Annotated in this window: 14 protein-coding genes; 6 read left to right on the top strand and 8 right to left on the bottom strand. The window is 39.4% G+C overall.

From position 1 onward, the window contains the following. Positions 1 to 6 precede the first annotated feature (6 nt). The gene (locus FCL54_RS06280; RefSeq protein ID WP_138124331.1) at positions 7 to 741 is read right to left on the bottom strand and encodes a GNAT family N-acetyltransferase; all 735 of its coding nucleotides are present in this window, start codon (positions 739 to 741) and stop codon (positions 7 to 9) included. Positions 742 to 860: 119 nt separating this feature from the next. Further along, entirely contained in the window at positions 861 to 2153 is a 1293-nt protein-coding gene (locus tag FCL54_RS06275) for an ATP-binding protein (RefSeq protein ID WP_138124328.1), read from the bottom strand. Positions 2154 to 2335: 182 nt separating this feature from the next. Between FCL54_RS06275 and FCL54_RS06270 the strand changes: the two genes are divergently transcribed. From FCL54_RS06270 to FCL54_RS06255, 4 genes are all read left to right on the top strand, one after another. Further along, the gene (locus FCL54_RS06270) at positions 2336 to 3067 is read left to right on the top strand and encodes a ZIP family metal transporter (protein WP_138124325.1); all 732 of its coding nucleotides are present in this window, start codon (positions 2336 to 2338) and stop codon (positions 3065 to 3067) included. Between the two features lie 225 nt (positions 3068 to 3292). Continuing rightward, positions 3293 to 3694 (top strand): DUF948 domain-containing protein, encoded by a 402-nt coding sequence (locus FCL54_RS06265; RefSeq protein WP_171016708.1) that lies wholly within the window; start codon positions 3293 to 3295, stop codon positions 3692 to 3694. A 134-nt stretch (positions 3695 to 3828) separates the two neighbouring features. Beyond that, positions 3829 to 5325, top strand: a complete 1497-nt coding sequence (gene cls / locus FCL54_RS06260; protein ID WP_138124320.1) for a cardiolipin synthase — start codon at positions 3829 to 3831, stop codon at positions 5323 to 5325. Positions 5326 to 5362: 37 nt separating this feature from the next. Further along, positions 5363 to 5695 carry a TrmO family methyltransferase domain-containing protein gene (locus tag FCL54_RS06255; protein ID WP_281281353.1) on the top strand — a complete coding sequence of 111 codons (333 nt, stop codon included), beginning with the start codon at positions 5363 to 5365 and terminating at the stop codon, positions 5693 to 5695. A 29-nt stretch (positions 5696 to 5724) separates the two neighbouring features. Here the strand turns inward: FCL54_RS06255 and FCL54_RS06250 are convergent, their stop codons facing one another. Next, on the bottom strand, positions 5725 to 6279 hold the full coding sequence (locus tag FCL54_RS06250) for a GNAT family N-acetyltransferase (RefSeq protein WP_138124314.1): 555 nt from the start codon (positions 6277 to 6279) through the stop codon (positions 5725 to 5727). 211 nt (positions 6280 to 6490) lie between these two features. Next, positions 6491 to 7114 (bottom strand): hypothetical protein, encoded by a 624-nt coding sequence (locus tag FCL54_RS06245; RefSeq protein WP_138124311.1) that lies wholly within the window; start codon positions 7112 to 7114, stop codon positions 6491 to 6493. 102 nt (positions 7115 to 7216) lie between these two features. On the opposite strand from FCL54_RS06245, the gene FCL54_RS06240 reads away from it, so the two are divergent. Continuing rightward, on the top strand, positions 7217 to 7762 hold the full coding sequence (locus FCL54_RS06240) for a histidine phosphatase family protein (protein WP_138124308.1): 546 nt from the start codon (positions 7217 to 7219) through the stop codon (positions 7760 to 7762). A 779-nt stretch (positions 7763 to 8541) separates the two neighbouring features. Here FCL54_RS06240 and FCL54_RS06230 read toward each other — a convergent pair. The 4 genes from FCL54_RS06230 to FCL54_RS06215 form a co-directional block, all read right to left on the bottom strand. After that, positions 8542 to 8721, bottom strand: a complete 180-nt coding sequence (locus FCL54_RS06230; RefSeq protein ID WP_138124302.1) for a hypothetical protein — start codon at positions 8719 to 8721, stop codon at positions 8542 to 8544. Between the two features lie 329 nt (positions 8722 to 9050). Beyond that, positions 9051 to 9566, bottom strand: a complete 516-nt coding sequence (locus tag FCL54_RS06225) for a peroxiredoxin family protein (RefSeq protein WP_138124299.1) — start codon at positions 9564 to 9566, stop codon at positions 9051 to 9053. A 57-nt stretch (positions 9567 to 9623) separates the two neighbouring features. Beyond that, positions 9624 to 10787, bottom strand: a complete 1164-nt coding sequence (locus tag FCL54_RS06220; RefSeq protein WP_138124296.1) for an MFS transporter — start codon at positions 10785 to 10787, stop codon at positions 9624 to 9626. A gap of 58 nt (positions 10788 to 10845) precedes the next feature. Continuing rightward, positions 10846 to 11235: a YueI family protein gene (locus FCL54_RS06215; protein ID WP_171016707.1), complete on the bottom strand. Its 390-nt coding sequence runs from the start codon at positions 11233 to 11235 to the stop codon at positions 10846 to 10848. Positions 11236 to 11460: 225 nt separating this feature from the next. On the opposite strand from FCL54_RS06215, the gene FCL54_RS06210 reads away from it, so the two are divergent. Continuing rightward, positions 11461 to 11706, top strand: a complete 246-nt coding sequence (locus FCL54_RS06210) for a cupin (RefSeq protein WP_138124290.1) — start codon at positions 11461 to 11463, stop codon at positions 11704 to 11706. Positions 11707 to 11927 lie beyond the last annotated feature (221 nt).

Here is an 11927-nt window from a genome sequence, read left to right as displayed (position 1 = left end):
GCAATATCAAGCATTATAGTGATAGGCAAACGTTTTTAATGACCCTTTTTGTATGCACCCATTTTTCTTGAAAATGCTTTGCATTGGTATATTCTTCTTATCTGTAGCACCTATATAGTAAGAAGCTCCTGATTTTTTTAAATAGTCAAGAGCTTTTCTATGTATCATAACTGCTATTCCTTTCCCTCTTGCATCCGGTATGATTCCAAAATAAAATATTCTTCCTTCATCTTCTGTTCCGGGTTCGATGACCGGTATCATTATTCCGATTGGCTTCGATTCGTCGTACACAGTTAAACAGGCATGTGCATATGCAGGGCCAATTTCTTTTTTCATTCCCTCAAACTGTTCCTCAATCGTCAGGCTGGATGGTTTATTATAAGAACCTTCAATCACCTTTTGCCAGATCGATATGAACCCTTTTTCTCCAACTTCCTCCAGGTCCCTTATTTGAAAGGGAATCTCTGCTTCTTCCAAACTCTCGAGATTTTTCTGAAATATGAGCATTGAGGATTCGTAAACAAAGTGGTTTTCTCGCAACAACCGTTCCGCTTTTTCTACAAAGGCACGCTCAGTTTTAAGCACCACGCTTAGTTTTTGGATCTTCTTTTCTTCGCAAATAGCCATCAATTGATCAATGTTTTCTTGTTGTGCAGAAGGTATAAGTGCTTCTAAGTTTTCGATGATGATGTAAAATGGCTCTCCGTTCAAGCATTTGATTTTTGAAGAAATTCCTTTCATTGCAATCTTCTCCTTTTAAAAACTCGACGATCGGCAAGTATTCTCCTCTGCTAAAAAGTCCATTCCTATACTGCAATGAAAAAACGAAGCTATTTTTCTTCGTTTCTTCTTATGTCTTGTTAGAATTCCGGCAACTCTTGTATCGGTTTTTTTTGATGATAGGTTACGTTAGGAAGTGTAATCGTAAAGGCTGTCCCTTTATTTCGCTCACTCTTCACCTTGATTTTCCCGCCCATAGCATCGATTACTCTATAACAAACCATTAAACCAAGGCCTGTTCCTTTTTCCTTGGTTGAATAAAAAGCTGTACCTATCCGCGATACCTGCTCTTCTTCCATTCCTACCCCATTGTCAATAATCTGTATAGAGGCAAGCTCATCTTTTGCCTTTAACAAAAGTTTTACTTCCCCCTGTTCTTTGCATGCTTCTATTGCATTTTTTACAAGATTGATCAAACTCTGATTGAACCTCGCCGAATTTCCCACTACGGATGCTTCTCCCTCAAGATCGATCTTCAGCTTTACATTATTGATCGTTGCGTAAGGAGATAGAATATTAAGAATATGCGAGAGGGTACTTCTTAATGGAATCTCTGTTATTTCTTCAGCCTGGGGTTTTGCTAAAGATAGATAATCGTTGATAATCAATTCCGCTCGGTCAAGCTCTGTTATCGCAATTCTTATGAACTCGTTTCTCTTTTCCCCTGTTAGGCCTTCATGGGAGAGCAACTGTAGAAACCCCCTGGTTGAAGTCATAGGATTTCGAATTTCATGGGCCACAGATGCTGCAATTTCGCTTACAACCTGCAGCTTTTCCGTTCGCTGCAACTCAGACTCCATTCTGAATCTTGCAGTAACACTTTCTATCATATAAATTATCGCAAAAAACAACAGCAGCCTGACAGCAAAAAGTATTGTTGCTTCCATTATAAAAAAGAGGGAGGTTTCATAAATATAGAATGAAGACGCAATAGCAGAAAAGGAGATTACAAACGTTAGTACCGTTGCGCTCAGCAATTTCTTCTTCAAATCAAATTCCTGAAAAGGCTTAACCAGAAAGAATGCAATGATGATGAAACTATAAGCAAGGAAAGTAACGAACACTCCGTTCCCTCCGAGATAGAATCTGTATGTAAACATCGTTATAACAGTAATGAGGCCCGCTTCCACTCCTCCATAAAGGATGGCGATCATAACAGGAATGATTCTAAAATCAACGATATGTTCTCCATAGGTGACAATAGGGAACGTCATCACAATTACCGTAAGGACACTGCACAGGATTCCAAATAAAATCTTTCCAGTCTTGTTTCCTATTCCTTGATCTCTAGAAAAGAGAATGTGATAAAGGAAAATAGGGAAGAAAACGATAGAGACTTGAAATAAAACACTTTCAACAATCGGTAACAACATATTGGAAGCTCCTCTATAAATATGATAAAAGTCCTATGGAACACTCATGATTCCATTATAATTTGAAATGTTGTTATTTTTAACTCTTTTTTGATAACATTTTATAAAATCTACATAACTTAAAATATTTCTTATAGCCGTTTCCAATAAAATTAATCGAGTGGAAAGAAAGGATTCTGAATATGGACAGTGTTTTAGTGGGCAGTACCTTATCAGCGCTAGCCACCGGCGTTGGTGCGATTCCAGTTTTACTTTTCCAGCAGGTTACCCATCGCTGGAGAGACATATTGCTCGCCTTTACAGCAGGTATTATGATGGCTGCCTCAGCTTTCAGCCTCATTCCGGAAGCTCTGGATTCTTCTAATTTTTGGGTTTTAGCAGTGGGGCTCCTATTTGGTGCTGTTACTCTTACTGTACTTGAACTATACATTCCGCACATCGATCTTGGCCATGAAAGACGGAAAATACCGTTTGACAGGAAAGCGTTGCTGATTATCTCGGCGATTACATTACATAACCTTCCTGAGGGTTTATCGGTAGGTGTAAGTTATGCTAGTGAAGATGAAGGACTTGGGGGATTAATAGCATTTGCTATCGGATTGCAGAATGCCCCTGAAGGATTTTTGGTCGCGCTGTTTCTTGTACAGCAGCGTGTAAATAAGTTTAAAGCTTTTCTTATTGCAACCATGACAGGTGCAGTCGAAATTATAACTTCCTTAATTGGATATAGCCTTACGTCCATCTTTGGCGATCTTGTTCCGTATGGACTTTCTTTTGCTGCAGGAGCAATGTTGTTTATCATTTATAAAGAATTAATTCCTGAATCCCATGGAGATGGACATGCTAGAGGAGCAACTTTTGCGTTTATTATCGGGCTTTTAGTTATGATTTATCTTATTAGATGGAGTGGCTAAATCTGAAAAAGTTTCACAGAGAACTGAACTGCTAGTGGTAAAACTATTTTTATATTCATAACTGCTTTAAGGGTATACTAAAGCTATATAATGTGAGAATCAGTGAAGCAATTCGAAGCAATACTGTCCGCACCCGATTAAATTTAGTTATCTTTCCAATTAAACCGGGTATATAACGATAAATGCATGATTTCAAAAGCATACATCATACAGGAGGTGGAACATATGATCATTGTTTATATTAGTATTGGTATCGTGGTGGCTGCTCTTCTTTATTTAGGATTTTCAGCATATAACACATTTAAATCAGCAAAACCTGCGTTAAATGAACTTTCTGAAACCGCGGCAAAGTTTCAGAAAAAAACCGAAGCCATTACAGAGGAAACAAACAGATTGTCTAAAAACCAGCAACAGATCAAGTCGGATATCAAATATAAAAAACAGGCCGTTAAATATACGGTTGATGCTGTAAAACAAACACCTGAGCCTTTCAAAGAACTCTGGCAGGATATCAAGACGGTTCCAAATCCAGAACGGATAAACGAACCTCATGCAAGAGAAGCCGAAGAAACCGGGGAAAAGCTGATCGATCTATGGAGCAAATGGAAGCTTAAGCTCTCTAAATAACGAGTAAGAGCGGGGAATACACCCCGCTCTTTATTAGTATATTTTAATTAATATTCTGATCACCATTTTTGTTTCCCCACTTTGTTTTAGGGGTAAATAGTACTACTAATTGAAGGCGAGTCAGGTGAGATGTTATGAAGCAAACAAGACAATTTCTTATGTTCTTGGCAATGGTGTTTTCAGTGTACGCAGTTCTTTTTTTTAGTAGTTTTCCTGTTAAGCTTGCAGCAATTTGTATTTATTTTTTAATTTTGTTATCGATCAGTTATGTGTTAATCCTGGAAAACCGGTCTCCTTATAAAACCCTGCTCTGGATTTATGTGTTGTTCTTCTTTCCGGTTATAGGTTTTATCTTTTTTATTTACTCCGGGCAGCTTGAAGTAAAGGGACATTTGTTTAAATCAAAGAAGGAGCAAAACATGGCTTCCCTTAAGAAGTATATTAATTTCCAGGCTTCTCCAAAATGGCACGATTTAAGTGATAGAGACCAATCGTTTTCCAACCTGATCGCCAGAATGGCAAATAGCCCGATCAGCTTTTATTCTTCTACTACCCTTTTAACCAATGGGGAGGAAACCTTTCCTGCAATCATCAATTCTTTAAAAAGGGCAGAAAACTACATTCATATGGAATACTATATTTTCCGTTCTGATAAGATCGGCAAAACCATCCTCGACCTTTTGATCGATAAAGCGAAACAGGGGGTTGAAATTCGATTTCTTTATGATGCAGTCGGAAGCTACCAGCTATCCAGAGAAGATATACATTCCCTTGAGGAGGCTGGAGTTAAAGTAAGCTGTTTCCTTCCTATCAAGCATGGTTTCTTCAACCAAAAGCTGAACTTTAGGAATCACCGCAAAATCATTGTGATAGATGGAAAGGTCGGCTATGTCGGGGGATTAAATGTTGGAGATGAGTATGCTGGCTATACGAAAGAATATGGTTATTGGAGAGACTCGCACTTGAAAGTCAGCGGGGAAGCTCTCCGCCCCCTGCATCATGTGTTTTTGGCTGACTGGGCCTATCAAACAGGCGAAGAGCTTGATTACGATCATTATCTTGAAACCTATGAGGTAAAGGGGGACGGCGGTGTCCAGGTTGTAGCAGGTGGCCCCGATACAAGGCAGGGAATAATGAGCGACCTTTATTATAGTATGATTACCGATGCAAAGAAAACGATATGTATCGCTACTCCCTATTTTATCCCTAACAAGGCTATTCGAGCGGCTCTGATCATGGCTTCTTTACGTGGTGTGCGAGTCCAGTTGCTGGTGCCCAATATCAGCGATAGTTTCTTAACTGAATATGCAACAAAATCTTACTTTCCAGAACTTATGGCAGCCGGAATCGAAGTCTATGAATACCAGAAAGGCTTTTTGCACCAGAAAGTCATGATTATCGATAGTGAAATCGCAACTATTGGTACAGCTAATATGGACATGCGGAGCTTCCACCTGAACTTTGAAGTGAATGTCTTCCTCTTTCATACGACAAGTGTCGATGAAATGGTCAAAGCATATACGGAAGATTTATTAAAAAGTGTAAAGGTCAGTCCAGATGCATACAAACTTCGGGGATATAGTAGAAGAACAAAAGAGTCTATCGCAAGATTGTTTTCCCCTATCCTATAATCCTGTTTTGATAAGTCAATCTTGTTGAACTCTAGGACTGACAGACTTTTCCCATCTCGAAGTTGTTTTTTTCATGGACAAAGTTGAGCCAGGAAAAATCGAGCTTACTGGAAGGCATCCGAGAAACAGAAAAGATCGGCCAAAGGTCGGTATATTCAGCCAGAGAGCCAAAAGCCGTCCAAATCAAATCGGAGTATCCAGGTGTAGGATTCTTTCTGTTCAAAAGTTGGTGATCATCGTCCAGGGACTCGATGCCATCAACGGTATCCCTGTACTTGACATAAAGCCTTATATGAGGGAGTTCGGCCCTGTTGGAAATGTTATCCAGACAGATTGGGCAACAGAGCTAATGAAAGACTATTATAGATAAAAGAAGCCGGCGGCTGCCGGCTTCTTTTATCATTTATTCCAATCCCTCTTTAAGAGAGCGTGCATCATAAGGTCGAAAAATTTTCCGTTGGAGTAGCCATAGTCCTGAAGAAGCCCTTCTTCCCTGAAAGAAAATTTAGCCAGGAGTTTTCTTGAAGCCATATTTTCTGGAGCAACGGTCGCTCCGATTCGATTTAAGCCCATCTCGTTATAGGCATACGGAATCACCTTATTTAACGCTTCTGTCATAATACCTTTGCGAAGAGTATTAGAAGACAACTCATACCCAACCTCAGCGCGAAAGGATCGCTTGCTCCAGTTATGAAAGCCGATTGTTCCGATTAAGTTATTTGTTTCTTTTAAAATAATTCCCCAACGGATCGCCTGGTTTTCTTCAAATCCCTTTCTAAAAGCGTTAATTAATTGTTCCGCTTCTTCTTCTGTTTCAAAAGGTTCCATTCCATAATATCTCAATGTTTCTTTGTCTGAGAATATATTAAAAATTTCCGGAAGGTCTCCCTGGTTGATTTCTCTTAGCAAAAGACGAGGTGTCTCTAATGTAGTAAAGGATAGTATTGTGGTCATCTTGTCCCTCTTTTCTCTGATTTCTTAGATGGTATTCGGTATCTCTAGTTAAATTCCTTCTCTAAAGAACATCAAAAAAAAGGGGGCCTGAAAAGTAAGGGGGGCTTTTCAGGCAGGGAAAAACTAAATATTTCTTAGGGGGTTCTCTACTAAAGACGAGCCCAGTCAAAAAAAGTTTCATAAAAGATGAAGTTTTTTTGTTCTCGTCCCTTTATTCAAAACTGGTGATCTTTTTTACCCAGTCAGGAAGCTTGCCACTGATATAAACCCTTTCAATTTCTTCATTCCTGATCGCCAGTTCATTTCGTTCCTGTTTCGAAAGAAGCTCAAACGGAATCGGACTTTTTCCTAACTTCACTTCAAAAGAGTCTTTCTCTAGCCTTTCCACCTGTTCTTTTACCTTATTGGCGTAAGCATTCATTTGCTCGAGTTGCTGGATTTGATACAAGTACTCTGCTTTCATCCGCCTTAACTCTCTTTTCTTCTTTTCTACATGCTTTAAAGCTGCATCCATCTCTCTTTTTTCGCCGGCTTTGACAGCAAAGAAAAGATCATTCAACCGATTCTGCCTTTCCTTTTTTAGTTCCTCTTTTTGCTCATTTAAATCCTGGATACGCCAGTTTATCTTTTTGAGTTCATCCCCTGGTGATGCCTTGCTGCCTCTATCGTTCATTTTAGCAAGCAATTCCTGGCGGTTTTGCTTCAATCTCATTTCAAGCTTTTCAATCTTGCCAATCTGGTACTCGTAACTTTGATTCACTTCAATAAAACGATTATATTCCGGAAACACTGTGATTGATTCCTCCCGTATAAACGTTTCGTCAGGAAAGTCCATTTCTCGTCTCTTCCTGGCATTTTTGATTTTGCTTTTTAATGATATGATGGAAATTGAAAATAAAAATAAATATGAATACGACCAACTCCGGGGGTAGTTTAAATGAAAAAACTCTATATTGTCAGGCACTGTGAAGCAGAGGGACAGGAACAGGAAGCCCCGTTGACTCCAACCGGCCGAAAACAGGCGGAAGCTCTTGCTGATTTTTTGGAACCTCTAAATATTGATAGGATTGTCAGCAGCCCTTTCTTGCGTGCTCTCCAATCTATCGAGCCGCTTGCGATTCGGATCGATGAACAAATGTATTTGGATGATCGTTTGGCGGAACGGAAATTGTGTGACCGAGAAATAGATGATTGGTTGGAAAAGCTAAAAGCCTCCTTTGAAGACATGGACATTTGCCTTGAAGGTGGCGAATCCAGTAACGAAGCGATGGACCGGGTTGTCGAAGCATTGGAAGAGTCCATTCGAACAAAGGATGAGCATATCGTATTCGTCTTGCATGGGAATATCATGGCACTGTTATTAAAACACTTTGATCCTTCGTTTGGTTTTAAAGAATGGAAACAATTAAGTAATCCAGATGTATTTGAAGTACAATTAGAAAATGGGAATGCCTCTGTTTCTAGAATATGGAACAAAAGGTAACACAAGTGCAACAAAAAGGAGTCACAGCTATGTCCGTTAACCGATACCACTGTTGTGCAACTTGCAAACACTTTCAAGTGATCAAAGAATCTTCTCGAACTTATCATAAATGTGAAAGACTTGGATATGAAACAAAATCGACCTATCGATTCAACTGTTGGAACCCTAAGGAGCATGTAAAGAAGCTAATTGAAAAGGAAGCTCGGAATACGTCGGGTTGAATCCCCTTCCCGAAAGGTGTATAGATCATAAGAGAAGTGAACAAATTATCTATGAAAACTCTGAGAAAGGGGATAAACATGGATAAATCACAATGGAATGAGGAAGCTTCCCGGAACAACAACCTTAGTTCGGCTACTTACAGAAAAAGCAAGCATGTTCCTGTTTTAAATGAGGAAAAGTCCTATGATAAAAGCACTTCAAAAAAAACTCAAAAATAATAAGGGGCAGACTCTTAAGTGTCTGCCTCCCTCCGTTTATGATCTGCACAAATTTTCCTGGCTGATGAACTGAAGGTGTCTGATACTTGTTTTGATTCAAGCCCCTTTTCTATTCCATTATTTTTTATCTTCAAATCGATCCTTTGCAAAACCAATAATCCCCGGCATCATCAGGCTCTCAGTCTTTGAGCATAAACAAACTCGTCGAGTGTAGCCTGAAGGCAAAACTAAATGAGCTAATTTTCTTTATACTCTTGTCTTAAAACTAGTAGCTTCATCGAAAGACGTTTTGCTGCAATTTATACTTTCTAATAGCGCGAAAAACCTGAAACGGTTGTTTCAGGCGGTGTACGATACATCTTCAAGAAGATGCCTTTTTTTCCATTTTTCCAGTTCGTTTTGAGAAGTATTCCAGCTAATCCAGGAAACCATAATCTTAATCTTTTCAGACTCCACAACCCAGTACTCCCACCGACGTTCAAGGACATTCTTATAGATTCCTGTTCGATTAACGTGCATCCCTTCTCCTCCTCATTTTTGGTATAGTAGTTTATTACCCGTTAATAACAATTTTGTAACAGAAACTTTAATAAAATTACGGGAATTTCTTGTAACTTTCCCTTAAAAGAGAACAATACAGGTAAAAAGGAGCACGAAATAAGAGTGCTCCTTCATCACAGGAGGAAGGATGCAAAGGCTAAAAGCTTTATAGCAATCCTGCAGCAGTTTCTGTAACTTGGCTAACAAAAAAAGAGCTGGCACATCCAAAACCAGACATTCCTAAAATCATGTTTCGATCCATATTGAATCTTCTGGAGGTCTGTACTTTTGAAATTGAGTCATGCTCTTTAATCGAGACGGTCAATGCTTTCTTCCATTTTTTTATAAGTCATTGGTCCAATGACTTTTTCTTTTATAACCCCTTCTGAATCAATAAGAAAAGTTGTAGGCATCGTTATTACGTTGTAGGTTTTCTCCCCTACTTCTCCTTTCAAATCCAGTAAAACAGGAAAAGTAAGCTGATAATCCTCTACAAAATCTTTCACTTTCTCTCTTCGGTCCGGAAGTTCAAACTTCGTCATATTCACAGAAACAATCGCTGCTTCACTGCCATGTTTTTCATAAAATTTCTGCATATCGGGCATTTCTTTTTTGCAGGGCGGACACCAGGTTGCCCAAAAGTTTAACAATACAGGCTTCCCTTTAAAATCTGACAGAGATGCTTTTTCACCAGATAAAGTAGTAAGAGAAAAATCAGGAGCAATGTTCCCTTCTTCAATCCCTACTGCCCTTTCCTGGAAAAAAGCACTGTATATCCCCCATGCTAGAGCAGCTGCAAGTAATAGTACGATGATCTTTTTCATTTATAACCCCTCACCAAACAACTTGATCTAAACATGCTCTTATTTTATCATGGGAAGTTACTGGGCTGCTGCTGCATTTTTAACAAAACAAGAAAGAATTACAGCAATAGACAACATTGCAATTATTACTAAAATAAGGGTTTGAAAAGACAACATTGCCGCTAATACAGAAGCAGTACTCGCTCCCGATAATAAAATGAAAGCATATATCGACAAGGCTTTTCCTCTTTCGCCAGGACTATGTTTGCCGATAAGGGTAACAATAGATGGAATTGTGACCGAGATGCCAGAAACATAGATGACTGAGGCAGCTGCAAGCAAATAGAAACTATAAAGGAACAACATTGCTATAACACCACTTATAGCAACAATAAGACTGGAGGTAAGAACGATATAAGGACCGAATCGATTTAACAAGGTACCTGTAAAGAGGGCAGCTGCCATCCCGATAATTCCGATTGAACGAAACAGGATAATACCATTTGGAGAAAGATAAAAGTTTGCCACGAGATGATCTCCAACCGACCCATACATTCCTACGAATGAGAACAACAAAGAAAAGGTAATCCCATAGCAGTACAATACAATCGGTTTTCTTACAAACTTAAACGAGTTGCTCTTTCTTAGTTGTGTTGTTGCTCGTTCTGAAGGAATACCGAACGATATCGCGATAAACAAAATAACATAACATACGGCTAAAGGGATAAACACAGTTGTCCATCCGTATCGCACTGTTATCCAGGAAGCTACTAACTGCCCAAAAACTCCCGACAACAGGAAAGCTATATTGATTAAGGATAAAACCATCGTTTGCTTTTGTTTCGGGATAACTTCAAAAACATAGGCGTTTGCTGCAGGTGCGAACGAAGCGGCAAAAAAGCCCTGTATTCCCCGTGCCAGCAAAAATAAATAAACGTTTCCCGCTTCTCCCGTCAAATAAGTGATAACAGCTGTAGCTCCCATACCAAACCAAATAATCTTCTTTTTATTGAACCTATCTGAAAGGGCACCAAAAAATAAGAGCCCAAACGCATAACAAAGCGAAAAAGCACCGCTTCCCCATGCCGCTTTTTCAATAGAAGTCCCAAAATAATCGGCAACATGAGCTGTGATCGGTAATAGTAAATAAACGTTCGAAACAATCAGCAACGCTGAGAAAAAGAAAAGCAATGGCACCATAAACGTAATCTTTTTACTTGTTGCTTTTACTTCCCTATCCACTATTCATCCCGCCCTTTGATACATAGGTATGCATCATAAGGACCTGTAGTGTGAATCCTTAGCTCATTTCCCTTTTAAAACGGGCATCCTCCACAAAGATATTCGGTTCGTCAATCGCTGTATCGCTTGCCAGAACAAGGCCAAGAGGGCTCGTTTTGTCTCCCCTGTTTACAATCGTAAACGAAACACCTGATTTGTTAGCCTTTTTTATGTACTTTGACATTGCTTCATAAGGTAGGTCTCCGTTCAAATAGAGATGGCAGTTCTTATTCCGCTCTATTGCCCTGGCCGCTTCCTCGTACAAGTCTTTTGTTAATACCTGGTTGTAGGTCAATGCAATTTTTACCCGTTCTCTGATAGAAGACAAAAAAACGATGCGTTCAGCAGGTTTTGTTTCAGGCGTTCCAGTCATACCCGCATTTAAAATATTTTCCATTTCTTGATTCAATCCAATCCCCCTCCATTTCATCTAATAGTTTATCTCATTGCAATCCTTTTACAAGGAATTTAGGAATGTTCCAGCGAATTGGTAAAAGATAAATTCTAAGGGAGTGAAGATCTCATTAAACTTTTTGAGTTTACTTTAGACACCGCAAGGCATATTTCCCAGTATAATTCAAACTTTCACATGACACCTCTAACAAAGGGGGAAACTGGCTTTCATGCTGGCTGCATGCATATTCAGGAACAAAATATCGTAGGGGAGCATGATGCTGTAGTAAACCAGCTGTTTCTCGTTGTATCAGGAAGCGGCTGGGTGGCTGGCGAGAACGGCAAAAGGATTCCTATAGAACAGGGGCAGGCAGCTTTCTGGATTAAAGGAGAAACGCATACAAGCGGATCAGAAGAAGGAATGACGGTGATCGTACTGGAAGGCGAAGACATCGTCCCTTCTCCAATGATGAAGGAGATCGATTAGCAGTAACGAACACTGTGATCGAAGAGGCAATCTGTACTTTATGGAGAAGGCAAAAAGGACACTCAGTCCGCTATTTATCCATATCAGCTACTTTTTAGATCCTTTTAGGACATCAGATCACTTATTTCATGAAAATCTAATCAAAATGCTTCCAATTAACCTATATAAGAGATCCTATGTCCTATAATCTTGAAAAGGTGTGTTTTTTCACAAAATAACGG

Source organism: Exobacillus caeni (genome assembly GCF_005747095.1).
GTDB lineage: Bacteria > Bacillota > Bacilli > Bacillales > Guptibacillaceae > Exobacillus > Exobacillus caeni.
The sequence above is the reverse complement of the archived record's forward strand: the minus strand, read 5'-3'. Positions and strand labels throughout refer to the sequence as shown.